This is a genomic window from Kribbella sp. CWNU-51 (genome assembly GCF_054073265.1).
Genome location: NZ_JBSXMZ010000007.1, coordinates 821575 through 843998 on the forward strand (window position 1 = coordinate 821575; position 22424 = coordinate 843998).

Below are 22424 nucleotides of genomic sequence, written 5' to 3' on the forward strand. Positions count from 1 at the left end.
AAAGCGCACCGGAACGCTTGGGTCCCATGACTGCGCTGGAGTCCTTCCCGCCCCCACCGCCCCGGTCGACCCGCCCGGAGCTCGAGACCGACTACACCCTCAGCCGGTCCGACATCGCGCACTTCGCCGAGCACGGATTCGTCAAGCTGAAGAACGTGCTCAGCCCGGACACGATCGCGGCGTACGAGCCGGAGATCACCGGCAAGGTGATCGAGCTGAACACCCAGGACCTGCCGCTGGAGGAGCGCGACACCTACGGGAAGGCGTTCCTGCAGGTGACGAACCTGTGGCAGGACAGTGAGCGGGTCCTGGAATTCGTCTCGTCGCCACGGCTGGCCCGGATCGCGGCCCAGCTGCTCGGGGTGCAGTCGGTCCGGCTGTACCACGATCAGGCGCTCTACAAGGAGTCCGGCGGTGGCGTCACCCCGTGGCACGCGGATCAGTACTACTGGCCGTTCTCGACGGACCGGTGCGTGACGGTGTGGGTGCCGTTGCAGGAGACACCGATGGAGATGGGTCCGCTGTCGTTCGCCGCGGGCAGCCACGTCTTCGAGCACGGCCGCAACCTGCCGATCAGCGACGAGTCCGAGCGGGTTCTGCAACAGACGCTGGCCGAGCAGAAGTTCCCGGAGGTCTCCGAGCCGTACGAGCTGGGCGAGGTGAGCTACCACCTCGGCTGGACCTTCCACCACGCTCCGGCGAACCGGACCGACGTACCGCGCCGGGTGATGACGATCATCTACGTCGACGCCGCGATGGAGATCTCCCCACCCGTCAACACCAACCAGGAAGCCGACCTCGCCGCCTGGATGCCCGGCAACCAGCCCGGCGACATCATCTCCTCCCCCTTCAACCCGGTGCTCTACTGATCAGAGCGTCCGCTTCTGCGGGTAGATCGTCTCGCCCCGAGCGAGCTGCTCGATGAATTGCGCGATCCGCTTGGCCCTGGTCTCCGGCCGCTTCGCGCTGTTCACCCGATGCACCACGGCGAACCGGTTGGCGCTGGTGAGGATCTCGAACATGGCCTGGGCACGCGGCACCTGAGCCAGCGCTTCGGTCAGATCGGCGGGGATCTCCAACCGGCTGGACCCGCCGTACGCCTTGTCCCAGCGCCCGTCCGCCTTGGCCCGCTCGACCTCGGCGCGACCGGCCGAGAGCATCCGGCCTTCGGTCTCCATTCGCGCGACGAGGTCGACGTTCCGCTGCGACCACATGCTGCGCGACCGCCGCGGCGTGTAGTGCTGGACGAAGGTCTGCTCGTCCCGGCTCCGGCGCCGGCCGTCGATCCAGCCGTGGCACAAGGCCTCCTCCAGCGCCTGGTCGTAGGAGAGACTCGTCGGCGTGGTCACGTTCTTCTTCGCGAGCACCAGCCAGACGCCGTCCGACGACTGATGGTGCTCGCCGAGCCAGACCCGCCACGCCTCCGCGTCCACGACGATCAGTTCGGCCGTCATGATGCGGCTACCTGGTAGCGGGCAGCCAACTGGGCGGCGGCGTCCTTGAGTTCCTGGGGACCGACGAACTCCAGGTCGCACTCGAACATTCCGAAGGTCGCGGCCAGTCCGGTCCAGGACCACGCGCTGAGCACCAGGCGGCAGCTCGTCGGGGTGATCTCCTCGACGATCGCATCGCGTCCGGTCCATTGGACGATGTCGGACGCCTTCGCCTGCAGGATCGCCTCGCCGCGGTACGGCGTCTGGTCCTGCCCCTTGAAGCGCGACGAGATGTACGTCGCGACGTCGGGCGCCGGCAACTCCCGCGGAGTGAACCGCGGACCACTCGGTGACTTCGGCGTCATCCGATCCACCCGGAACGTCCGCCAGTCCTTGCGATCCAGGTCCCACGCGACCAGGTACCACCGCCCACCCCACGTCACCAGGTGATGCGGCTCGACCTTCCGCGGCGGCACCCACTCGTCCGACGCACCCGGTGACGCGTAGTCGAAGCGCAGTACCTCATGCGCCCGGACCGCCATCCCGACCGCGATCAGTTGGTCCGAGTCCACGGTCGTACGGCGTCTGTCGGTGTACCGATCGACGGTCGTGACCTGTAGTGCGTCAACCCGTTGGCGCAGGCGCGCCGGCATCACCTGGCGGACCGTGGCGAGCGCGCGCAACGCACCCTCCTCGATCCCGGTGACTGTGGTGGTCGCGGTCTGCAGAGCGACCGCGACCGCGATCGCCTGGTCGTCGTCGAACAGCAGCGGGGGCAGGTCCGCCCCCGCGTCAAGGCGGTAGCCGCCATCCGGTCCCTTGGTCGCACGCACGGGATAGCCGAGGTCACGCAGCCGGTCGACGTCGCGGCGAACCGTGCGCGGGCTGACCTCGAGACGTTCCGCCAACAGCGCACCGGGCCAGTCGCGGCGGGCCTGGAGCAAGGACAGCAGCGAAAGGAGTCGTGCTGAGGTCTCGGACATGTCTTCAGATTGCCACGGGTAACGGCCAGAACCTGTCCTCTTCTGCTGGAAATGTCGCCGATATCAAGCCAAGACTGAAGGAGACATCGTGATCAGCACGCGAGAGCTCACCCGGGACTTCGTGGTGAGCCGTACCGAGACCGTGCACGCGGTCCGCGGCATCAGCCTGGACGTCGAGCCCGGCGAACTGGTCGCCGTTCTCGGCCCGAACGGCGCCGGCAAGACGACCACCCTGCGCATGCTCACCACTCTGATCACCCCCTCGTCCGGTACGGCGACGGTCGCCGGGTACGACGTGACCGCACAGCCCAGCCAGGTCCGCCGCCGGATCGGGTACGTCGGTCAGGGCAACGGCGCGGGTCACTCGCAACGGGTCGGCGACGAGCTCGTCGGCCAGGGCGTGATCTACGGACTCGACCGACGGGCGGCGAAGCGCCGTACCGCCGAACTGGTGGAGGCGCTCGAGCTGACCGAGCTCGTCAACCGCAAGGTGTCGGAGCTGTCCGGCGGTCAGCGGCGGCGGCTGGATGTCGCGATGGGGCTGGTGCACGCGCCGTCGCTGCTGTTCCTGGACGAGCCGTCGACCGGCCTCGACCCGCAGAACCGCGCGAACCTGTGGGACCACATCCTGCGGATGCGCGAGCAGTACGCGATGACGATCGTGCTGACCACGCACTACCTGGACGAGGCCGACTCGATGGCCGAGCGGGTGGTTGTCGTCGACAACGGTCAGGTGATCGCGGACGACACCGCCGAGACCCTGAAGACCAAGCTGGCCGGAGATCGGCTCGCATTGACTGTTGCTCCCGGCAATCTTCCCCAACTCGCCGCGATGGCGGAGAAGTTGCCCGGGGCTCGCGAGGTGGTTGCCGTCGGCGACGAGCTCAGTGTCCGGGTCGCGGACGGTCCGGCGACGCTGCCCTTGTTGATCACCGCCGCTCAGCAGACCGGCGTACCGGTCGCGGCGGCGCAGGTGCATCGCCCGACCCTCGACGACGTGTTCCTCAACCTGACCGGCCGCAGCCTGCGGGAAGACTCGAACGGAAAGGCAGCCTGATGACGACCCTCACTGTTTCCACCACTGCGACCGTCACCGCGGAGCAGCCGTCTCGGAACCTGCTGCGCGACATCCGGGTCGTGATGACGCGCGAACTGAAGCCGGTTCTCCGGGATCCGTTCACCTTGCTGTTCGGCATGATCCAGCCACTGGTGTTTCTCGCACTGTTCGGCCCCCTGCTGTCTGGATCGATGGGTGGTTCGCTCGGCAGCGGGGTCTGGCAGTGGTTCGTGCCGGCGATCCTGGTGATGACGACGCTGTTCGGTACGTCGACCACCGGTGCGAACCTGCTGTTCGAGTTCCAGACCGGAGCGCACGAGCGGATGCTGGTCACGCCGCTGGCGCGGTCGTCGCTGCTGATCGGCCGGGCGCTGAAGGAAATGGTCCCGCTGTTCGGCCAGGCGGTGATCGTGATCGCCGTGATGACGCCGTTCGCGTTCGACCTGCATGTCGGGGGCGCGCTGGTCGGGCTGGCGCTGCTCGCGGTGTTCGGGATCGGGCTGGGTTCGTTCAGCTACGCGCTGGCGATCGCGGTCCGCAAGCAGGACTGGATGTTCTGGATGGTGCAGCAGACGTTCCTGTTCCCGCTGATGATCCTGTCCGGGATGCTGCTGCCGCTGGAGACCGGGCCGGAGTGGATGCGGATCGCGGCCAAGTTCAACCCGCTGTCCTACATCGTCGACGCCGAGCGGACGCTGTTCTCCGGTGACGTGCTCTCGAGTGCGGTGCTGTGGGGCTGGGTCGCCGCGACCGTGACCGCGGCCGCCGGACTGACCGTCGGCATCCGGTCCATGCTCCGCTCGGCCGCCTGACCCATTGGGCCAGCGGCTCTTCTTTCTGGGCCCGCACGAGCTGACCCACCACGAGTGGACAGCGATGCACCGCCCCCCGCGCTCAGGTGGCGCGGGGAGGCGGACTCCCAGCACTCATCAATGCCCCTCAGGCCGAGTGCCTGAGCGTGGGCGAAACCGCAATTGATGAGTGCCTGGCGTCCGCTACGCCGCCCAGACTCCGGTCGTCGCGGTCTCGCGGGCCCAGTCCGCGAAGTCGCGCGGCGGGCGGCCGAGGACCTGCCGGACTCCGTCGGAGACGTACTCGGACCGGTGGTTGCGGATGACGGCGAACAAGTCGCGGACGGCCTCGGCGTCCTCCTGAGTGAGACCTTGCTCGAGCAGCTCACCGACATGCTTCTCGGGCTCGAGGTCGACGTACGTGATCGGTCGGCCGGTTGCGGTCGAGAGCGCATCGGCGACCTCGGCCATCGTGAGCGGGCGCGGGCCCGAGATCGCGATGACCTGGCCGGTGTACGCCTCGTCGAGCAGCGCCGCCGTCATCACGTCTCCCACGTCGTTGGTGTCGATCCACGCCTCGGCTCCGGTGCCGGCGGACAACCGGATCTCACCGGCGAGCACGTGGTACCGCAGGAAGTCCTCACTGAACCCCTGGGCGAACCAGGCCGGCTGAACGATGGTCCAGTTAGCGCCACTCGCCTGGACCGCGTGCTCCAGATCGAGCGTGCCGTCGTACACGGCGAACTCGCGACCGGGGCTGCCGACGCCGCGGCCGGACAGCAGGACCACCCGGCGAAGACCTTCGGCGACCGCTTGCTGGATGAACCGGCCGGCCTGCGCCAGTCCGCTCGGGCCGACCGGAGGTGCCAGGTACGCGGTGTCGGCGCCGGCGATCGTTGCGGACCAGGTGCTCTCGTCGTACCAGTCGAAGCGCTGCTCGCTGGACCGGGACGCGAGCCGGAACGGGACGCCCCGTGCCTCGAGCTGTGCGGCGACGCGGCGGCCGGTCTTGCCTTTACCACTCAGGATCAGAATCGGTGTCGTTGTCATGGGTCTAGTCCACCGGCATCCGATGAGACGAACCATGGTTGTTTGCCGCAATTCAATGTTCGAGACGCTCAGCCAAGGTAGGGTTGGGTCATGGATGTGCTCGACGACCTGCTGGCCGGGACCCGCGCCCGGGACGGCGTCTTCAACCTGACGATCATGGATCCGCCGTGGGCGGTGGAGATCCGCGACGAGGCACCGCTCGCGCTGGCGACCCTGGTCCGCGGATCGGGCTGGGTGTCCCGCGGCGGGATCCCGCCGGTGCGGATGGCCGAGGGTGACGTCGCGATCTTCACCGGACCCTCGCCGTACGTCGTCGGGGACAGCGTCGAGACGGCGCCACAGTTGCGGATCCACCCGGGCGGCGTGTGCGAACCGTTGCCTGGGGCACCGGTCGACTACAGCGCCCGGCTCGGGGTGCGGACGTACGGCGGCCGCGCGTCGGGAGCCGTGATGGTTGCCAGCGGCACCTATCAGGTGGCGGGCGACGTCAGCCGCCGGCTCGTCACGGCGCTCCCGCCGGTGCTCGTCGTACCGGCCGCCGACGTCGCGGGCTCGGTGATGGACATGGTGTCGAGTGAGATCCAGCGGGACGCGGCGGGGCAGCAGAGCGTGCTGGATCGATGGCTCGACCTGGCGTTGATCACGACGCTGCGGGCGTGGTTCGACCGGCCGGAGTCACAGGCGCCGGGGTGGTACCAGGCGCAGTCCGATCCGATCGCCGGCACGGCATTGCGCTTGCTGCACGAGGATCCGGCGTACCCGTGGAACGTCACCGAGCTCGCTGACCGGGTGGGCGCGTCGCGGGCCTCGCTCGCACGCCGGTTCACCGCGCTCGTCGGTGAGGCGCCGATGAGCTACCTCACCGGGTGGCGCATCACGCTGGCCGCCGACCAGCTGCGGGCCACCAGGGACACCGTCGAGACGATCGCCCGGCGGGTCGGGTACGCGAACGCGTTCGCGTTGAGCGTCGCCTTCAAGCGGGTCCGCGGGACGACACCGACCGCTCACCGCCAGGCGGCATGAACCCTCAACGCGTGTGCGCAGTTAGCTGACTGTCGACCTCATGAAGGCGAGCGCCTGCGGCCACGCCAGCCGGAACGCGTCCGCGTTGACGACCTTGTCGTGCCGCGACTTGTCCGAGAAGCCGTGGTCCGCACCGGGGAAGTACTGCGTGAACGTCGCGCCGGTCTGACGAGCCTGCAGGATCGTCTGGAGCGCCTCGAAGTCGGCGTTCGGTACGGCGGTGTCCGCGCTCGGATAGCTCACCAGCACCGGCGCGGTGATCCCGGCGGCTTCCGCGATCGCGTCGTACGTGTGATGCGGCGGCATTTTCGACGGCACGGTCGGGTGGAACGCGACAACACTCGCCAGCCGCTGATCCCGCGCACCGAGCAGGAACGCGAACCGCCCACCCAGGCACCAGCCGATCACACCGACCTTGCTGCACCCGAGCTCACCGGTCAGGTAGTCCAGCAACTCGGTCTGCTCGGCCAGCGCGGTGTCGTCGTCCATCTTCCGCAACAGCCCGCTGAGCTCTTCCCGCGTCGAGTTGTCGGTGCTCCGGCCCTTGAAGGGATCCCACACCAGCGCCGTGATCCCCTCCCCGGCCAACTCGTCGGCCCACTCCCGGATCTGTTCCCCGATCCCGGTGATCATCGGCAACAGCAACACCCCAGCGTGCCCGACTCGGGCCAAGTACGCCGTCTGCTCCCCAACCGCCACAGTCACGCCCATGCCCGCATCCTATGAGCCCGCAGTGCAGTAGGCGCCGAAGACCTCGAGGTCGTTGTCCAGTCGGGCGAGGCGATCGAAGCCCCACGTGCCGACTCCGGGGCGGTCGACCTCGTCCAGAACGCGGGCAGCCATGTCGCGGAGGGCTCGGGCGAGGAGGGCGTACTCGAGGTGATCGAGGTCGAGGTCGCGCGCGCCGTACTCCGCGAGGAACGGTTCGAGGTGGGGACCTTCGGCGGCGATCCACACGTCGTGCTCGCGCGGGCCGATGACCGCCTGGTCCCAGTCGAGCATGGCCGCGACGTTGCCGTCCTCGTCCAGGATCAGGTTGAGGCCGCCGAAGTCGCGATGACAGACGACCTCACGCACCGCCCTCGACCGCACCCGCTCGATCGTCTCGTCCAGCCGGTGACTCGCGGCGGCCACTTCGTCTCGCCGCTCGACGATCCAGGGATGATCGAGCTGCTCACCCAACGCGCGAATCTCAGGCTCGTCGAGGGTGGCGTGCGGTAGGTCCGGATGGTCACCGAGCTCATGGACCTGGCGGAGCGCCCGTGCTGTGACCCGCCAGTCGTCGTGGTTCGCCGTACGCCCTTGAATATAAGGGAAAACGGCGTACGGCCTTCCACGCAGGATGGCGTAGAGCGCACCCGACAGCGCCGGAATCGGCGCCGGCACCGGTAGACCGAGATCCTGCAGGTCCTGCAACACACTCAGTCCGCGGGGATGGCCCTGCTGCTTCCAGAGCTTGACGAACCAGGCGTCGTCCGCCACCCAGCAGTCACTCTCATACCCGCCTGCATGCGGCCGCAGTACGCCGGCCCGCACCCCGAAGTCCCGCGCGAGATCCGCGGGCTGGACCACCCGATTCATCCCCTTGATCGTGACAAGAAGAAAGGCAGGGAGAAGTCTCTCCTTGCCATATCTAACTTATAGCGCACTGGGGGGCTTGCCGCAAGCCCCCAGTTGTGCCGGACAATCGCTGGCCGTAGACGGAATTGATCGACATCTTGGGGGTTTGCGCAGTGCGTGTTGTGTTGTCGACGTATGGATCGCGAGGCGACGTCGAACCGGTGGTGGCGCTTGCGGTGCAGTTGCGGGAGCTCGGCGCGGAAGTGCGGGTGTGCGCGCCGCCGGACGAGGTCTTCGCGGAGCTGTTGGCGCGGGCCGGTGTACCGCTGACGCCGGTCGGGCCGCGGATGGGTTCGATGGTGCGGCCGTCGACGGCATCGGGGACGTCGGAGCGGGTATCCGAGTTCGCCGCGATGTTCGACACGGTCGCCGAGGCTGCCGCGGGGTGTGACCTGGTCCTGGCGACCGGGTTCGCGTACTTCGCCTCGCGGTCGGTGGCCGAGAAGTTGGGCATCCCGTACGTGTATGTGACCTTCTGTCCGTTCCTACTGCCGTCGCCGCATCACGCGCCGCCCCCGCTGCTGATGCCGGGCCAGACCTTCCCACCGGGGGTGACCGACAACCGGGTGCTGTGGGAGCTGAACGCCAAGCAGTTCAACGAGATGCACGGCGAGGCGCTCAATGCCCACCGGGCTTCGATCGGCCTGCCGCTGGTGGACGACGTGCGCACGTTCACCTTCACCGACCAGCCATGGCTGGCCACGGACCCGATCCTGGGCCCGTGGCAGGAGACCTCGGAGGTGGACGTCGTACACACGGGAGCGTGGATCCTGCCGGACGAGCGGCCGCTGCCGGCTGAGCTGACGGCCTTCCTGGACGCCGGCGAGCCGCCTGTGTACGTCGGCTTCGGCAGCATGCGCCAGGTCTCGGAGGACATCGCCGGGGTGGCCATCGAGGCGATCCGCGCGCAGGGCCGTCGCGCAGTCGTCGGGCGCGGCTGGGCGAACCTCGGCCTGGTCGACGACCAGGACGACTGCTTCGTCATCGGCGAGGTCAACCAGCAGCAGTTGTTCGGCCGAGTAGCGGCTGTCGTGCACCACGGCGGCGCGGGTACGACGACCACCGCTGCCCTGGCCGGCGCGCCGCAAGTCGTCGTACCGCAAGCAGGAGACCAGTCCTACTGGGCCGGCCGAGTGGCCGACCTGGGTATCGGGGCGGCCCACGAGGGACCGACTCCGACCACCGAATCCCTGTCCGTCGCGCTGAAGACGGCGCTGACCCCCGACACCCACGCACGAGCCACCGCTGTGGCCGCCACCATCCGAACCGACGGAGCGGCGGTGGCCGCGAAGCTGCTGCTAGATCGGAGCTGCTGACGTGAACCCTGTTACTACGAGTGCGTTCGACCTTCCCGACACTCTCGCCGCCAAGTCCGACCCGAGACTGATCGGCGCCGACGAGCAGCACTTCGCGGCCATCGCGGAGAGCCTCGAGCAGACGATCGCCGACCTGTCCGACCGCCTCGACGCCACCCGCAAGGCGCCGGGCGGCGAGGGACAGGAGGCCCTGGACCGGGACCTGGAGATCCACCGACTGACCACTCGCCTGCGCACCCTGCGCCGCTTCGGCCTGGACCTTTGCCTCGGACACATGGTCAGCGCGGACAACTCCGAGGCCTTGTACGTCGGACGCCTCGGCCTCACCGACAGCACCGGTCGCCGGCTGCTGATCGACTGGCGTTCCCCCGCCGCCGAGCCATTCTTCGGAGCGACGCACGCCAACCCGATGGGGCTGGCCAACCGCCGCCGGTACCGCTGGACCCGCGGCCGGATCAGCGACTACTGGGACGAGGTGTTCACCTCGGACGGGTTCGACGGGCACGCGGCGGCGCTCGACGACCAGTCCGCATTCATCGCCAGCCTGGGCAGCAACCGGTCGCCCCGGATGCGCGACGTACTGGGCACCATCCAGGCCGATCAGGACGCGATCATCCGCGCGGGTTCTCGCGGCGCGCTCGTCGTCGACGGTGGTCCCGGTACCGGTAAGACAGTCGTCGCTCTGCACCGTACGGCGTACCTTCTGTACTCCGATCCACGCCTCGGCCATCGGCGTGGCGGCGTACTGTTCGTCGGTCCGCATCAGCCTTATCTGGCGTACGTCTCCGACGTACTCCCCAGCCTCGGCGAGGAAGGCGTGCAGACCTGCACCCTGCGGGACCTCCTCCCCGAGGGCCCCACCGCACCGGACGAGGCCCATCCTGACGTCGCCCGGCTGAAGGCGTCCGCGGACATGGTGAGGGCGATCGAACCGGCCGTGAAGCTTTACGAAGAGGTACCCACCAAGGCGATGACGGTCGAGACCCACTGGTCCGACCTCCGGCTCAGCCCCGCCGACTGGGCCGATGCGTTCGGAGCAGCGGACCCCGCGACGCCACACAACGAGGCGCGCGACCAGGTCTGGGAAGAACTGCTCACGATCCTGCTGGACAAGCACGAGGAGGAGTACGAGGACGACGATGTCTCGATCGACCTGGTGCGCAGATCCCTCGAGCGGAACGAGGATCTGGTCGACGCGTTCGGCAGAGCGTGGCCGCTGATCGAACCGACCGATCTCGTCGGAGATCTGTGGTCGGTGCCGGCGTACCTGCGCATGTGCGCTCCGTGGCTCAACCCCGAGGAGGTCAAGAAGCTGCAGCGCGCGGACCCGCAAGCATGGACGGTGTCCGACCTGCCGCTCCTGGACGCGGCGCGGCAGCGACTCGGCGACCCCGAGGCCTCTCGGCGACAGCGCCGGCAGAAGGCCGCTGCCGCAGTCGAACGCGAACGCATGACCGACGTCATCGACCACATCCTCGAGTCCGCCGACGCGGACGACGCCTGGGCGCCGATGTTGCGCGGCCAAGACATCCAGGAAGCCCTGGTCGACGTGTCCGCGCTCCCCACCGCGGACCCGGACCTGCTCGCCGGCCCGTTCGCGCACATCGTCGTGGACGAGGCTCAGGAACTCACCGACGCGGAATGGCAGATGCTGCTGCTCCGCTGCCCGTCCCGCAGCTTCACCATCGTCGGCGACCGGGCCCAGGCCCGGCACGGCTTCACGGAATCCTGGCAGGAACGCCTCGAGCGAGTCGGCCTCGACCGGATCAACCTGGCGTCCCTGACCATCAACTACCGGACGCCAGAACAGATCATGACCGAAGCCGAGCCGGTCATCCGGGCCGTCCTCCCTGACGCCAACGTCCCCACCTCCATCCGTACCGGCGACGCCCCGGTCATCCATGGATGCACCGCGGACCTGAACTCGATCCTCGACACCTGGCTCGCCGACCACACCGAAGGCATCGCCTGCGTCATCGGCGACCCGACCGTGCAGGACACGGCCCGAGTCCGATCCCTGACCCCGGAACTCTCCAAGGGCCTCGAGTTCGACCTGGTCATCCTCATCAACCCCGAGTCCTTCGGCGAAGGCATCGAAGGCGCAGTGGACCGCTACGTCGCCATGACCCGAGCCACCCAACAACTAGTCATCCTCACCAGCCCTTCATGACGGATGCTGGGGTATGCCTAGCGACGGTCTTCTGCGACGAGTAGACGCTGTACAGGTTCCAGTCCCCAGCCTGGCCGAGGGTCTCGCCTTCTACGGCGAGGCCCTCGGCCACCGGCTCCTCTGGCGAAACGACGCCATCGGCCAAGCCGGCCTGGCACTACCCGACGGCGACAGCGAGTTGGTCCTGACCACGACCCGCCCGTACGAACCCAACTGGCTGGTCGACGACGTCCCGACAGCCCTCACCCACATCACCACCCACGGCGGCACCGTCCTCACCGGCCCCCTGGACATCCCCGTAGGCCGAGCCGCGGTCGTCCAAGACCCCTTCGGCAACACCCTGATCCTCGTAGACCTCTCCGAGGGCCTCTACACCACCACCCCCGACGGCGCAGTCACCGATGTCCGACCGGCCACCCCCTGACAAAGCTGTCACTGTCCTCTGCTCAAGCCACCGCGGACTCCGACCAACGAACTGTGAACTCCTTCCGCGCCCGCTCACCAAGGATCGATCCGCTCCCGAGGATGGCGAGCGGCAGGTCCTGCCCGGTGCGGTCGGCCGGATAGTAGGACTGGAACAAATGCTCGTCGAACCGGACATAGCGTGAGACAGGTGTGCCGTCGTACCAGCGGATCTCCAGCTCGGCGGAAACCTCCTTCGCGAGCATCCGGATCTGATTCGCGCGCGTTCTGATCGCGTCCTCGAGCAGTTCCTGGTTCCCGCGCCACACCGTCGATTCACCGGCCCTGATCCGTGCTCCCTCCGAACCTGGCCGGAGCAGCATCAACCTCCAGATCGCCGGACGGCGCTCGAGCGACCACGCGAAGGCGGCCCACTCCGGGCTGGCCAGCACCGCTCCCGAGATGTCGATCGCGTCGATGTCTGCCATCTCGCGCACACCTTGATCACGCAGGTAGCCGATCATTGCGTACTTGTCGCGCAACAGCTCGATCTGCTCAGGGCCGCGATCTGTCAAGGTAGACCTCCGTTCCCTTGGAGTCGAAGAAGCCATCACCGACGAAGGTCCCCGTGCGATCACGAAGGCGCGACCGGTCGGTCGGCGGATCGACGACCACGAAAGGAGTCAGCGGGACCTCGTTCCGAATGACTTCGGCAGTCGCGGCCAGCCGCTGCGCGTAGTAGAGATCGCACCCGCCTGTCAGGCCGATCGGTGTCGCAAGAAAGGTCGGAATGCCGATCAGGTCCACACCTTTGGCCCACCCGGCCGAGGTGTCGGTGACGATCACGTCGCAGCTAACCGACGTCTCCCGCCAAATGGCAGCGGCCAATTCATGAGCCGATCGGTTCGGATTACTCGGCAGCAGCGCGAAGGTCAAGTGCTCCCCATCATCGTCTAGAAGGTCGGCCCCGATGGCGTCGCGTACTGTGACCTCAGTTCCCTGAGTGATCGCGACCATTCGTAGGCGCTCGAGCAAGACCTCCGGCGCACGGCGCGGCGGCAAGGGGTTTCGCGGAATGGTGATCACTCTTCGCTCGGCGAGCGAAACGACCTTCGAGGCAACCACCAGGTACGACCCTGGCGGTCGTCCGGCCATCGCCTCCAGCAGTTCGGGGCGCACCAAGTCGTCCCCTATCTCCACCGGCGAGCGCAAAGAGATCGGCGATCCCTTTCGCGTGGCACCGGACCCATGCCCGAGGCCAGCCAACAGGCCCTTCAGGGCCTGGTTGAGCAATTCGTGCCGGACAATTTCGTCCGCCGTCACCGTGGACCACCGAGCGCAACTTTGACGCCATTGCTCTCAAACTGACGGGAGGTGAAGTCCGCCTCTGAGTAGTCCTTGGACACGAACACCCGCCGGGATCCGCTGAATTCGTCATAGCAACTGACCCAGATGCGCACAATGGCGCCTGGTCCCAGCCACTGGAGAATCTCCTCCAGGGGGACGCGCTTGCCATTCTGGAGCGCTTCCCGGTGGGCCTCCGAGAGATGGCGGCGATGAGCCTCAGGGATCAGTTCGGTCTTGAGGTTCATCGTGCGTCCTCGCTTCGCGTCCAGGCGAGGCGCGGGTACGGTCGCCACACCCAGCGAGATCAACTGAACGTTGTCCGGGGCATCCGGATCCCGCGAAGCCGACCGGATCATGGCGTGAATGGTGAGATCGATCGCAGCTCGTCGTCCGGAATTGTGGATCTTCACCCGGTACTTGACCAGGCCTTCCGCGATCCCCTGTGCCGAGAAGTCGGGCCTGACGCTGATGGCGTCGCTGAACAAGATCTTCGACACCAACCTGCGGGCCACGTACCACCACACCAGATAGCTCGTCGCTATGCCCGAAACCGAACCGATCAACGCGCTGATCAACTGCTCATGCATTGCCAGACCCATGAGCTGAGACCTGCACACGCCCTTCGGTCACGCAGACGCCCAAGTCAGCCAAATTTGCCCCCAGCCTGATGGTCCCAAGATCCGTCCCGCCACGGATCTCGCCCAACCCCGTCGCCAAGCTTGACCTGAACTCTGGCGCTCGTCTACCCCTAGAGTCCGCAGGCGTGTCGATGCCTACCGGGCCACGAGCACTCAGGCGTCCAGCCAACACGATCTGGCCGAGATCGCCTACGGCGTCGACATGGAGCGCCGGACGACAGTACCCGTCGAATCACCGCCGACCCCGACAACAGTTCGCCGACCAACGGACGGTTGGCGACAGGTGGTCGATGAAGCGGCGGAGCCGCGCAAAGACGGGCGGGTGGGGCGGACTGCGCAGCACGCGACGACAGGAGCGCGCGTAGCAGGCCGCGAGGGGGCACCACCTTCCCATACGCGGGACTACTTGTTGGCGGCGAGCATGCGGAGGACTGCTGTGTTGACCAGGATGAGGATGAGGGCGGTGAAGAGGAGGAGGGCTACTTCGGCGGGGAGGAGGGCTATGCCCAGGCCGATGGCGAGGACGGGGATGGCCAGCCCGGCGTACGCGATCAGGAAGAGCGCGGCGAGGACTTCGCCGCGGGAGCCGGGGTCGGCGAGTGAGGCGGCGGTGGCTACGGCGCCGCGGAAGACGAGGCCTACGCCGGCGCCGGCGATGACGCCGCCGAGGATGAAGGTCCACAGGCTGGGGAGCAGACCGCCAACGGCCACGCCGACCAGGCCTACCGACATTGCCGCCAGACCGAGGCGCAGCTGGTGCCGGCGGGTGAGGCGGACGAACACGACCTGACTGGCGGCGCCTGCGATGAAGACCGCGAAGGTGACCACACCGGCAAGCACCCGCGAGGTGTGATGCAACGTCCCGGCCAGGAACGTCGGCGCCAGCGACGTGAACAGCCCGAAGATCGCGAAGGCCGCAAACGCCCCGATCGCCGACGCGAAGAACAGCGGCCTCGCCGACGATGGCAACGCCACCCGCTGCGGCCGGTACGCGGGCCGCTCCTCCAGCCGCTCCACAGTCTCGGGCACCAACGCGATCCCCACCGCACTCAGTAGCAGCAACACCAGGAAGATCTCGTACGGGCGCTCGAGCGGAGATGCGACGTACGCAGCCAGCAACCCACCCACCAGCGGACCGAACGCGAGCCCGCCGAGGTTCACCGTGCTCGAGATCAGCGCCGACCGGCTCGGATCCTCCTCGGGGCGCGCGATCTGCCGCAGCTCGGACAGGTGCGCGGTGGCGGTCGCGGTCAGCACACCGACACCGACCCCGCAGATGAAGCGCGCGAGCAGCAAACCGGGCACGTCCTGCCAGAGCAGGAAGACGGCCGCCGCCACCGCCTCCACAAGTACGGCGACCAGCGCGACCCGGCGACGGCCGAGCCAGTCGCTGACGTGGCCGGCGAGGTACAGCGACGCCATTACGCCGACCGCGTAGCTCGCGAAGATCACGGTGATCATGTACGTCGGGAAGCCGTCGCGCTGCTGGTAGATCGCGTAGAGCGGAGTCGGGACCGTGGAGAACGCCATCGTGATCAGGAAGGCCGCGGCGATCACCCAGAAACCGGGCCCGTGAGCGAACCGCACGCGTGAAGTCGACACCAGCGCACGCGAACCAGTCAAGGTGGACATGTCCCCAGCATCGCTCGCCTCATCTATCGAATCCAACGAAAATTCTTGCACACTCTTATCGAGAGGTTCGATAATTAACCCGTGGACAGCCGGCAGCTCGAGTACTTCGTCGCCGTCGCCGAGGAGCTGAGCTTCACCCGGGCGGCGCACCGGATGTTCACGGTCCAGTCCACGGTGTCGGCCGCCGTCCGCGCCCTCGAGACGGACCTGAAGACCACGTTGTTCGACCGCTCGACCCGGCGCGTGACACTGTCCGCGGCCGGCGAGGCTTTGTTGCCGGAGGCAAAGGCTGCGCTGGAGGCGCTGGACCGGGCGCGGGCGGTGGTCGAGGAGGCGTCGACCGGTCTCCGCGGCAACATCCGGATCGGCACGCTGGCGCGACTGAACCTGGTCAACCTCGCCGAGCTGCTGGGGGCGTTCCACCAGAGGTACCCGCTGGTCAACGTTCAGGTGGCGACGTCGCCGACCGGATCGAGTGGCCTGGCGGACGACGTACGTCATGGTCGACTCGATGTGGCCCTGGTCGGCCTGGCGAAGCCGGAGCTGTACGGACTCGAGATTCGCGATCTCGCCACGGTGCCGTTCGTCGTACTGCTGCCGTCGTCGCACCCGCTCGCGAAGGAGCCGGACGTGCGGCTCGAGGAGCTGGCCGGTGAGCGGTTCGTCGACATGCCGCTCGGGTTCGGGAACCGCAGCATGGTCGACCGGACCTTCGAGAACGCCGGCATCCCGCGGCGGGTCCAGGTCGAGGTGCCGGAGCTGACCACGATCCCCGACTACGTCCGTGCCGGCCTCGGTGTCGCCGTCGTACCGGAACTGGAGCCGGCCAATGCGCCCGGTGTCACCCAGCTCCCGATCGCCGGGACCGACCTGACCTGGACGTTGTCCGTGGTCACGGCCAGCGGCCGGCGATCGAGCAGAGCGGTGACCGCCCTGCTCGATCTCCTGACGGACTCGATCCGCCCCGGCGGCCCGTACTTCTAGGAAACCCAGATCGACTGCCAGTCCTTCTGCTCGTTGAAGCGGCGCAGTGACGCGACCCCGCTGAGCCAGCCGATCCAGGCGCCGTACGGCGGGTTGGACTCGTCGAACCCGCTCATCACGAAGGTGAGCCGGGTCTTGCCGTCGGACTCGGCCAGCTCCCAGGTGCTGATCCCGGCCGGTCCCCAGTCGACCGACATCGTGCGGCCCTCGACCACCTCGACCACCGTCGCGCCCGGGCCGGCGTCGAATCCGCCCATCGCGAACCGGCCACCGGCGTACGGCTCGATCCCGATCGGGAAGCCGAACCAGGCGGACGCCTTCTCGGACTCGGTCAGCGACGCGTACACCTGCGCCAGTGGTGCGTCGATCAGTGCCTCGCCGGTGAACACGGGCGAGGTGAAGTCCGGCCGCGTGGTCAGCTCGCGCCCGTCCAGGTAGTCGACCAGGTTGGCGAGGGTGAGCGACCAGAAGGTCTGCAGTACGCCGCGAATGGTCGCGCCACTGATCGCGTCCGCGAAGTCGAAGTGACTCTGGGACAGCCGGACGACGGTGGAGTCGTCGCCCTCGGGGATCAGCATGATCTCGGTCGTGGTCTCCACACCGTCGAGCAACCACGCCAACCGCAGCGTGCGGTCGTCGTACGCCAGGACTCGCTGGTGCGGCGCGTCGCCCTCCGGGATGTAGCGGCCCCAGAACTCGAAGGTCCCGGGCAGGTCGACGGTCGAGTGCTCACCGAGCCAGACGTTGAGGGCCTTGGGGTCGGTCAGCGCCTGCCGGACGTCGTCGATGCCGGCCCGTGCGCGGGCTTGCAGAATGAGCGGTTCAGTCATGATCTTGGTCTCCCTTGGGGTAACAGGCCACGGCCAGCTTGAAGGCGTCGCCCTCGGCGCCGCCGTAGCGCTCGAAGAGGTCCTGCAGCGTGGTGCGCAGGTCCTGGAAGAACTCCCGCCGTTGGTCCGGTGGGACCCGGATCTCACCGGAGACCCCGATGGACGGCAGCTCCGGAGCTGCCCGGTCCAGCGCGGCGATGTCGGTCTGGACTTCTTCCATCAGGTCCAGCAGGTAGCCGAGGCTCAGCTCGTCGCGGGCCCGGCGGAGGCCGCCGATCCGGCCGACGAGCCGGGGCGACAGCCAGTACGTGCGGGCGGTCGCCTGGTAGATGCCCTCGTGGACGCCGCGCACCTTGCGCTCTTCCACGAGCGTCACCAGCCCGGCGTCGACGAGGCGCTTCACGTGGTAGTAGACGCGCTGCGGAGTCTGCCCGAGCTGCTCGGCCACCTCACCACAGGTGTGCGGCTCCGCGAGCCGCCGCAGCACCTCGATCCGCTGCGGCTTGAACAGCGCCTCGGCCTGCTCGAGCTGCTCCAGGTGCATCACGTCTCGCATCACACAAAAAAGTTTGTACATAAAAATTCGACTTGTCAATGAGCGCGAGTTCCATCACCCGGGAATGTAAATCGGCGCCCGGCCGTTGTACCTAGTGCTTTGGTGATGGATCACCGAAGCAAGACACCCAGCCCTGGGCGCCTTTGCTAAGGATCGTTCGGCACGTTCCTGCCGGCGGAGGAAAGGAAGCGCGACATGGCAACTGTCTCGTTCAAGGGAGCCACCCGGGTGTACCCGGGCACCGACACCCCCGCTGTGGACAGGCTCGATCTCGACATCTCCGACGGCGAGTTCATGGTGCTCGTCGGACCGTCGGGCTCCGGCAAGTCGACGGCGCTGCGGATGCTGGCCGGGCTCGAAGAGGTGAACGAGGGCTCGATCTACATCGGCGACCGCGACGTGACCAACAGCCCGCCGAAGGAACGCGACATCGCGATGGTGTTCCAGAACTACGCGCTGTACCCACATATGAGCGTCGCGGACAACATGGGCTTCGCCCTCAAGATGCAGGGCATCCACAAGGACGACCGGGCCAAGCGCGTCCTGGAAGCCGCCAAACTGCTCGGCCTCGAGGAGTACCTCGACCGCAAGCCGAAGGCCCTGTCCGGCGGCCAGCGCCAGCGCGTCGCCATGGGCCGCGCCATCGTCCGTAACCCGCAGGTCTTCCTGATGGACGAGCCGCTGTCCAACCTCGACGCCAAACTCCGCGTCCAGACCCGCACCCAGATCGCCGAACTCCAGCACCGCCTCGGCGTCACCACCGTCTACGTCACCCACGACCAGGTCGAGGCCATGACGATGGGCGACCGGGTCGCCGTCCTGAAGGACGGTCTGCTCCAGCAGGTCGACACCCCGCTGAACCTCTACGACCGGCCGAAGAACAAGTTCGTGGCCGGCTTCATCGGCTCGCCCTCGATGAACCTGATCGAGGCCGAGATCACCGACGGTGGCGCCAAGATCGGCGACTACGTCGTACCGATCGAACGCAGCCTGCTGGCCAAGGCCGGCGACGACAAGACGCTGACGCTCGGCATCCGCCCGGAGGCGTTCCACCTGGCCGACGCGGGTCTGCCGGTGAAGGTCGCCGTGATCGAGGAACTCGGCTCGGACGCGTTCCTGTACGGCACCGCGGAACACACCGACGAGAAGCAGCAGATCATCGCCCGGATCGGCACCCGCCTCCACAACGACAAGGGCACTCTCGTGCACCTGGCCCCGGACGCCGACAAGCTGCACCTCTTCTCCACCTCCACCGAGGAGCGGCTGACCGCCTGACCCGCGGTCCAGTACGACGCCTTCCCCGGCAAAAGCTGTTGACCGGGGAAGGCGTCGTCGCGTTAGGTCTGGAAGGTGACGATCGAGCGGACCAATCCGAGCGGGCTGCACCAGACGCCTGGGTATCACCATGTGACGAAGGTTCAGGCGGAGACGCTGATCTATCTGGCCGGGCAGTGCCCGCTGCAGCCGTCGGGTGAACTGGCCGAGGGCGGGCTCGAGGGCCAGACCGCGCAGGTGATTCGCAACATCCTGACTGCGCTCGAGTCTGCCGGCGCCTCCCCGGACGACGTCGTACGGACCGTCATCTATATCGCCAGCCCGGTGCGCGAGGATCTCGCAGCCGTCTGGACGCAGCTCAACGCATCGCCGCTCGCGCCGGCCTTCACCTCGGCCAGCACGCTGCTTGGTGTCGCCCAGCTGGGCTTCCCGGGTCAGCTCGTCGAGATCGACGTCACGGCGGCTTTGTGATCGTCCCCGCCGAGGTCGTCGAGTACGACTCGCGCTGGCCGCTGTGGTTCGAGGAGATCCGGACGCGACTCACGCCGTACCTGGGTGACCTGCCACACCAGGTCGAACACGTCGGCAGCACCGCCGTACCAGGGCTCGCCGCCAAACCGGTCATCGACGTGGACGTCGTGGTCCCCGCGGCCGAGCTGGTGCCGCCGGCCATCGAACGACTCGTTGCCGCCGGCTACCACCATGAAGGCGACCAGGGGATTCCCGGACGGGAGGCGTTCGCACTCCCGCCTGATACCGACCACTACCACCATCTGTACGTCGTTGTCGAAGGCAACAAGCCGCACCGGGACCACGTCGTGCTCCGCGACCACCTGCGGACGAACGCCGCCGACCGGGAACGGTACGCCATCCGCAAGCGCGAGCTGGCGCATCTGCTGACGACGGACCGCCCGGCGTACGTCGACGGGAAGTCGGCGCTGGTCGAGGAGCTGATCGCTACAGCTGGTGGTTCGCGCTCGGCTGCGACGTGATCGGTAACGACCTCGAGTACGCCGTCGCTCTGAGGTGACGGTGCTTCAGGCAACGATCAGGCCGATGCCGAGCGTCAGCACGCCGAGCGCGAGGGACGCGGCGCCGAGCCAGAGGATCCAGAGGAACTGATTCGGCTGGGTGCGGTCCTTGCCCGCGGACGAGGCGAAGAAGCCGCCGGACATCAGGATCGCCGCGGCCGGAATCGCCAGCCGGGCGACCCACAACCAGAATCCGGTCAGGCTGGTCTGGTCGACGTACAAGAGGCCGACCAGGCTGAGGACGACCAGGACGCCGGCATGGCCGTGACCGGCCCGCGCGAACGACTTCTGGAAATCCGTCATGGGCACCTGACCGCGGACGATCCTGGTCAGGAAGTAGCCGCCGAACTGGATCGTGACGATGGTGAGCAGGACCACCCCGGCGATGATCCGCGACGAGTCGGTCATGAGTACGCGTTCTCCTTCAGTTCTGCATGGCTGGCGAGCGGGGCGCGGGTCGCCGTACGGGCCACCCAGACCGCGACCGCGAGATAGAGGATCTGCTCCGGGATGCGCTGCCACAGCGGCGTCGCCTCGCCGCCCGCGAACGGTACGTCGGCGGCCGCCGCATGGATGTTTGCCGGAAGCAACGCCACGAACAGGGCGGCCAGCGCGTAGCCGGCGGCCCAGCGGGTCGCGGTGATCACGAGGCCGGCCGCGCCGAGCAGCTCCAGGACGCCGGTGAGGTACACGAGCGCGTCCGCGAACGGCAGGAACGGCGGCACCATCCGCACCATGTCGGCGTGGTTCGGCATCGCGGTCACGTCCGCCGGGACGAAGTGCGCGCTCGCGGTGAACAGCAGCATCACCGCCATTCCGTGCGCCGCACTCGCCGGCCAGGTCGCGAACCGCCGGACCCCAAGCGCACCCAGCGCCCGGAACACCAGCGTCGTCAGCACCAGGACGAGGGGGATCATCGGTCAACTCCTTCTATGGATAGTTGGGGTATCCGTTTATGGATACTGATACTATCCATCACAGGCGAAAGGAAGGCAAGCGGAATGCGAATCGGGGAACTGAGCAAGGTCACCGAGGTCCCGGTGCCGACGATCAAGTACTACCTGCGCGAGGGCCTACTGCCCGCGGGCGAACTCAGCAGCCCGAACCAGGCGTCGTACGGCGAACCCCACGTCCGCCGGCTCCGGCTGATCCGCGCCCTGGTCGAGCTGGCTCAGGTCCCGGTGGCGCAGGTCAAGGAGATCCTCGAGTCACTCGACTCGGACGCCGTACCCCTGCACGAACAGATCGGCCGCGCCCACCGCGCCCTCACGCCCACCCGCAAGCAAGCCGCCTCCGAAGAAGCCCGCGCCGCCGCCACCGCCCAGGTCACCGACCTCATCACCCGGCGCGGCTGGTCCGTGGACCCCGACGCCCCCGCCCTCTCCACCCTGATCGAAACCGTCGCCGCCCTCCGCACCCTGGGCCAGGACAACCTCGTCACCTTCCTCGACGCCTACGCCGAAGCAGTCGAACGCTTCACCGAACTAGAAATCGACGCCGTAACCACCAACCCCACCCGAGACCAGTTGGCCGAATCCGTAGTCATCGGCACCATCCTCGGCGAAACCCTCGTCTCCTCCCTCCGCCTCCTAGCCCAAGAATCCATCTCAGCCCACCGCTGGAAGAACCGCTGATCACCCGAACAGCTGACGATTGAGAGTGTCAGCGGCCCAGGTCACCCATTGGCGCTCTGTCCAGCCGGCTTCCAGCACGAAGGCGCCGTACGACTCGGGCCCCATCAGGAACTGGAGCAGGTCGGCGGCCCGCCGCTGGGTGAGGCCTGCTCGCAGTGGTGTCTTCTTCCGGAGCTCGGCGACGAGAATCCCCATGTCGTGGCGGCGGAGCTCCTGTGATTGCTGGTAGATCGCACCGGCAGGCTCTTGGCTGACCGCATTGAACACGCCCTGCATCGGGGCGATCCGAGCGTTGAGGCGCGCGACGCCGGCGACTATCCGGGAGAGCGCTGCTGGGGCATCGGGTTCACGCATCGCTGCGACATGCCAGGACTGCAACGCCGGAGGCGTCGGATCGTCGCCGAGGACCGTCCACTCGTGCACCGCGCGCAGCAGCTCGTCCTTGGTGCGGTAGTTGAAGTAGACGGTCTGCACCGCCACCCCCGCTTGCTTGCCGATCGCTTCCATGGTGGTGGCGCGATATCCGCTCGCACAGAACAGGTCGTAGGCGGCGCGGACGATCCGGGCACGGGTCGCCGCCGCCTTGTTCTGTGTCGTCGAGCGCTTGACGTCGGCCATGCACCGTATTCTACTTCTAGTGGTGACCACTAGT

At 67.7% G+C, this 22424-nt stretch carries 26 protein-coding genes; 12 read left to right on the top strand and 14 right to left on the bottom strand.

Going from position 1 to position 22424, the window contains the following annotated elements; translation table 11 throughout:
* Positions 1–26 precede the first annotated feature (26 nt).
* Entirely contained in the window at positions 27–869 is an 843-nt protein-coding gene (locus ACXC9Q_RS12460) for a phytanoyl-CoA dioxygenase family protein (protein WP_457056629.1), read from the top strand.
* Here the strand turns inward: ACXC9Q_RS12460 and ACXC9Q_RS12465 are convergent, their stop codons facing one another.
* The gene (locus ACXC9Q_RS12465) at positions 870–1454 is read right to left on the bottom strand and encodes a YdeI/OmpD-associated family protein (RefSeq protein WP_457056630.1); all 585 of its coding nucleotides are present in this window, start codon (positions 1452–1454) and stop codon (positions 870–872) included.
* A complete protein-coding gene (locus ACXC9Q_RS12470; protein ID WP_457056631.1) occupies positions 1451–2416 on the bottom strand; it encodes a helix-turn-helix transcriptional regulator in 966 nt (321 codons plus the stop codon). The genes ACXC9Q_RS12465 and ACXC9Q_RS12470 overlap by 4 nt, the downstream gene beginning before the upstream one ends.
* 88 nt (positions 2417–2504) lie before the next feature.
* Between ACXC9Q_RS12470 and ACXC9Q_RS12475 the strand changes: the two genes are divergently transcribed.
* Both ACXC9Q_RS12475 and ACXC9Q_RS12480 read left to right on the top strand, forming a co-directional pair.
* Positions 2505–3473 carry an ATP-binding cassette domain-containing protein gene (locus tag ACXC9Q_RS12475; RefSeq protein WP_457056632.1) on the top strand — a complete coding sequence of 323 codons (969 nt, stop codon included), beginning with the start codon at positions 2505–2507 and terminating at the stop codon, positions 3471–3473.
* Positions 3473–4285: an ABC transporter permease gene (locus ACXC9Q_RS12480; RefSeq protein ID WP_457056633.1), complete on the top strand. Its 813-nt coding sequence runs from the start codon at positions 3473–3475 to the stop codon at positions 4283–4285. The genes ACXC9Q_RS12475 and ACXC9Q_RS12480 overlap by 1 nt, the downstream gene beginning before the upstream one ends.
* A gap of 183 nt (positions 4286–4468) precedes the next feature.
* Here the strand turns inward: ACXC9Q_RS12480 and ACXC9Q_RS12485 are convergent, their stop codons facing one another.
* Positions 4469–5314, bottom strand: a complete 846-nt coding sequence (locus ACXC9Q_RS12485) for an NAD(P)H-binding protein (protein ID WP_457056634.1) — start codon at positions 5312–5314, stop codon at positions 4469–4471.
* A gap of 90 nt (positions 5315–5404) precedes the next feature.
* Here ACXC9Q_RS12485 and ACXC9Q_RS12490 point away from each other — a divergent pair, with 90 nt between their 5' ends.
* Positions 5405–6337 (top strand): AraC family transcriptional regulator, encoded by a 933-nt coding sequence (locus ACXC9Q_RS12490; protein ID WP_457056635.1) that lies wholly within the window; start codon positions 5405–5407, stop codon positions 6335–6337.
* 21 nt (positions 6338–6358) lie between these two features.
* On the opposite strand, the gene ACXC9Q_RS12495 is transcribed toward ACXC9Q_RS12490, so the two are convergent.
* Both ACXC9Q_RS12495 and ACXC9Q_RS12500 read right to left on the bottom strand, forming a co-directional pair.
* On the bottom strand, positions 6359–7048 hold the full coding sequence (locus ACXC9Q_RS12495) for a dienelactone hydrolase family protein (RefSeq protein WP_457056636.1): 690 nt from the start codon (positions 7046–7048) through the stop codon (positions 6359–6361).
* Between the two features lie 9 nt (positions 7049–7057).
* Positions 7058–7918 carry a phosphotransferase gene (locus tag ACXC9Q_RS12500; protein ID WP_457056637.1) on the bottom strand — a complete coding sequence of 287 codons (861 nt, stop codon included), beginning with the start codon at positions 7916–7918 and terminating at the stop codon, positions 7058–7060.
* Positions 7919–8070: 152 nt separating this feature from the next.
* On the opposite strand from ACXC9Q_RS12500, the gene ACXC9Q_RS12505 reads away from it, so the two are divergent.
* Genes ACXC9Q_RS12505 through ACXC9Q_RS12515 form a run of 3 tightly spaced genes read left to right on the top strand, consistent with a single transcriptional unit; the run spans position 8071 to position 11867 of the window.
* On the top strand, positions 8071–9273 hold the full coding sequence (locus ACXC9Q_RS12505) for a glycosyltransferase (RefSeq protein WP_457056638.1): 1203 nt from the start codon (positions 8071–8073) through the stop codon (positions 9271–9273).
* A gap of 1 nt (position 9274) precedes the next feature.
* Entirely contained in the window at positions 9275–11443 is a 2169-nt protein-coding gene (gene helR, locus ACXC9Q_RS12510; RefSeq protein ID WP_457056639.1) for an RNA polymerase recycling motor ATPase HelR, read from the top strand.
* A 13-nt stretch (positions 11444–11456) separates the two neighbouring features.
* Positions 11457–11867 carry a VOC family protein gene (locus tag ACXC9Q_RS12515; RefSeq protein WP_457056640.1) on the top strand — a complete coding sequence of 137 codons (411 nt, stop codon included), beginning with the start codon at positions 11457–11459 and terminating at the stop codon, positions 11865–11867.
* 22 nt (positions 11868–11889) lie between these two features.
* Here ACXC9Q_RS12515 and ACXC9Q_RS12520 read toward each other — a convergent pair whose 3' ends face one another.
* The 4 genes from ACXC9Q_RS12520 to ACXC9Q_RS12535 form a co-directional block, all read right to left on the bottom strand.
* Positions 11890–12420: a hypothetical protein gene (locus tag ACXC9Q_RS12520; protein ID WP_457056641.1), complete on the bottom strand. Its 531-nt coding sequence runs from the start codon at positions 12418–12420 to the stop codon at positions 11890–11892.
* The gene (locus ACXC9Q_RS12525; protein ID WP_457056642.1) at positions 12401–13168 is read right to left on the bottom strand and encodes a coenzyme F420-0:L-glutamate ligase; all 768 of its coding nucleotides are present in this window, start codon (positions 13166–13168) and stop codon (positions 12401–12403) included. Before ACXC9Q_RS12525 ends, ACXC9Q_RS12520 begins: the two co-directional genes overlap by 20 nt.
* On the bottom strand, positions 13165–13779 hold the full coding sequence (locus ACXC9Q_RS12530) for a hypothetical protein (protein WP_457056643.1): 615 nt from the start codon (positions 13777–13779) through the stop codon (positions 13165–13167). Before ACXC9Q_RS12530 ends, ACXC9Q_RS12525 begins: the two co-directional genes overlap by 4 nt.
* A 453-nt stretch (positions 13780–14232) precedes the next feature.
* Positions 14233–15462, bottom strand: coding sequence for an MFS transporter (locus ACXC9Q_RS12535; protein ID WP_457056644.1), 1230 nt, complete (start codon positions 15460–15462; stop codon positions 14233–14235).
* A gap of 81 nt (positions 15463–15543) precedes the next feature.
* On the opposite strand from ACXC9Q_RS12535, the gene ACXC9Q_RS12540 reads away from it, so the two are divergent.
* Positions 15544–16446 carry a LysR family transcriptional regulator gene (locus tag ACXC9Q_RS12540; RefSeq protein ID WP_457056645.1) on the top strand — a complete coding sequence of 301 codons (903 nt, stop codon included), beginning with the start codon at positions 15544–15546 and terminating at the stop codon, positions 16444–16446.
* On the opposite strand, the gene ACXC9Q_RS12545 is transcribed toward ACXC9Q_RS12540, so the two are convergent.
* Both ACXC9Q_RS12545 and ACXC9Q_RS12550 read right to left on the bottom strand, forming a co-directional pair.
* The gene (locus ACXC9Q_RS12545) at positions 16443–17276 is read right to left on the bottom strand and encodes an SRPBCC domain-containing protein (RefSeq protein WP_457056646.1); all 834 of its coding nucleotides are present in this window, start codon (positions 17274–17276) and stop codon (positions 16443–16445) included. The genes ACXC9Q_RS12540 and ACXC9Q_RS12545 overlap by 4 nt on opposite strands.
* Complete coding sequence (locus ACXC9Q_RS12550; RefSeq protein ID WP_328524749.1) at positions 17269–17832, bottom strand: ArsR/SmtB family transcription factor; 564 nt, start codon at positions 17830–17832, stop codon at positions 17269–17271. Before ACXC9Q_RS12550 ends, ACXC9Q_RS12545 begins: the two co-directional genes overlap by 8 nt.
* 195 nt (positions 17833–18027) lie before the next feature.
* Here ACXC9Q_RS12550 and ACXC9Q_RS12555 point away from each other — a divergent pair, with 195 nt between their 5' ends.
* The 3 genes from ACXC9Q_RS12555 (at position 18028) to ACXC9Q_RS12565 (ending at position 20099) form a co-directional block, all read left to right on the top strand.
* Positions 18028–19107: an ABC transporter ATP-binding protein gene (locus ACXC9Q_RS12555; RefSeq protein ID WP_457056647.1), complete on the top strand. Its 1080-nt coding sequence runs from the start codon at positions 18028–18030 to the stop codon at positions 19105–19107.
* Positions 19108–19182: 75 nt separating this feature from the next.
* Positions 19183–19578, top strand: coding sequence for a RidA family protein (locus ACXC9Q_RS12560; RefSeq protein WP_457056648.1), 396 nt, complete (start codon positions 19183–19185; stop codon positions 19576–19578).
* The gene (locus ACXC9Q_RS12565; RefSeq protein ID WP_457056649.1) at positions 19575–20099 is read left to right on the top strand and encodes a GrpB family protein; all 525 of its coding nucleotides are present in this window, start codon (positions 19575–19577) and stop codon (positions 20097–20099) included. Before ACXC9Q_RS12560 ends, ACXC9Q_RS12565 begins: the two co-directional genes overlap by 4 nt.
* A gap of 45 nt (positions 20100–20144) precedes the next feature.
* Here ACXC9Q_RS12565 and ACXC9Q_RS12570 read toward each other — a convergent pair whose 3' ends face one another.
* On the bottom strand, positions 20145–20546 hold the full coding sequence (locus tag ACXC9Q_RS12570; RefSeq protein WP_457056650.1) for a hypothetical protein: 402 nt from the start codon (positions 20544–20546) through the stop codon (positions 20145–20147).
* A complete protein-coding gene (locus ACXC9Q_RS12575; RefSeq protein ID WP_457056651.1) occupies positions 20543–21055 on the bottom strand; it encodes a DoxX family protein in 513 nt (170 codons plus the stop codon). Before ACXC9Q_RS12575 ends, ACXC9Q_RS12570 begins: the two co-directional genes overlap by 4 nt.
* An 84-nt stretch (positions 21056–21139) precedes the next feature.
* Between ACXC9Q_RS12575 and ACXC9Q_RS12580 the strand changes: the two genes are divergently transcribed.
* Positions 21140–21772: a MerR family transcriptional regulator gene (locus ACXC9Q_RS12580; protein WP_457056652.1), complete on the top strand. Its 633-nt coding sequence runs from the start codon at positions 21140–21142 to the stop codon at positions 21770–21772.
* Here ACXC9Q_RS12580 and ACXC9Q_RS12585 read toward each other — a convergent pair whose 3' ends face one another.
* Complete coding sequence (locus ACXC9Q_RS12585; RefSeq protein WP_457056653.1) at positions 21773–22390, bottom strand: TetR/AcrR family transcriptional regulator; 618 nt, start codon at positions 22388–22390, stop codon at positions 21773–21775.
* Between the last annotated feature and the right edge of the window lie 34 nt (positions 22391–22424).

Excerpts from the sequence above, each read along its gene's own strand:
- ACXC9Q_RS12580 (WP_457056652.1), top strand. The coding sequence starts at position 21,140 with ATGCGAATCGGGGAACTGAGCAAGGTCACCGAGGTCCCGGTGCCGACG.
- ACXC9Q_RS12485 (WP_457056634.1), bottom strand. The coding sequence starts at position 5,314 with ATGACAACGACACCGATTCTGATCCTGAGTGGTAAAGGCAAGACCGGC.
- ACXC9Q_RS12555 (WP_457056647.1), top strand. The coding sequence starts at position 18,028 with ATGGCAACTGTCTCGTTCAAGGGAGCCACCCGGGTGTACCCGGGCACC.
- ACXC9Q_RS12495 (WP_457056636.1), bottom strand. The coding sequence starts at position 7,048 with ATGGGCGTGACTGTGGCGGTTGGGGAGCAGACGGCGTACTTGGCCCGA.
- ACXC9Q_RS12465 (WP_457056630.1), bottom strand. The coding sequence starts at position 1,454 with ATGACGGCCGAACTGATCGTCGTGGACGCGGAGGCGTGGCGGGTCTGG.
- ACXC9Q_RS12530 (WP_457056643.1), bottom strand. The coding sequence starts at position 13,779 with ATGCATGAGCAGTTGATCAGCGCGTTGATCGGTTCGGTTTCGGGCATA.
- ACXC9Q_RS12515 (WP_457056640.1), top strand. The coding sequence starts at position 11,457 with ATGCCTAGCGACGGTCTTCTGCGACGAGTAGACGCTGTACAGGTTCCA.
- ACXC9Q_RS12470 (WP_457056631.1), bottom strand. The coding sequence starts at position 2,416 with ATGTCCGAGACCTCAGCACGACTCCTTTCGCTGCTGTCCTTGCTCCAG.
- ACXC9Q_RS12490 (WP_457056635.1), top strand. The coding sequence starts at position 5,405 with ATGGATGTGCTCGACGACCTGCTGGCCGGGACCCGCGCCCGGGACGGC.
- ACXC9Q_RS12570 (WP_457056650.1), bottom strand. The coding sequence starts at position 20,546 with ATGACCGACTCGTCGCGGATCATCGCCGGGGTGGTCCTGCTCACCATC.
- ACXC9Q_RS12575 (WP_457056651.1), bottom strand. The coding sequence starts at position 21,055 with ATGATCCCCCTCGTCCTGGTGCTGACGACGCTGGTGTTCCGGGCGCTG.
- ACXC9Q_RS12500 (WP_457056637.1), bottom strand. The coding sequence starts at position 7,918 with ATGAATCGGGTGGTCCAGCCCGCGGATCTCGCGCGGGACTTCGGGGTG.
- ACXC9Q_RS12460 (WP_457056629.1), top strand. The coding sequence starts at position 27 with ATGACTGCGCTGGAGTCCTTCCCGCCCCCACCGCCCCGGTCGACCCGC.
- ACXC9Q_RS12480 (WP_457056633.1), top strand. The coding sequence starts at position 3,473 with ATGACGACCCTCACTGTTTCCACCACTGCGACCGTCACCGCGGAGCAG.
- ACXC9Q_RS12545 (WP_457056646.1), bottom strand. The coding sequence starts at position 17,276 with ATGACTGAACCGCTCATTCTGCAAGCCCGCGCACGGGCCGGCATCGAC.
- ACXC9Q_RS12550 (WP_328524749.1), bottom strand. The coding sequence starts at position 17,832 with ATGCGAGACGTGATGCACCTGGAGCAGCTCGAGCAGGCCGAGGCGCTG.
- ACXC9Q_RS12585 (WP_457056653.1), bottom strand. The coding sequence starts at position 22,390 with ATGGCCGACGTCAAGCGCTCGACGACACAGAACAAGGCGGCGGCGACC.
- ACXC9Q_RS12535 (WP_457056644.1), bottom strand. The coding sequence starts at position 15,462 with ATGTCCACCTTGACTGGTTCGCGTGCGCTGGTGTCGACTTCACGCGTG.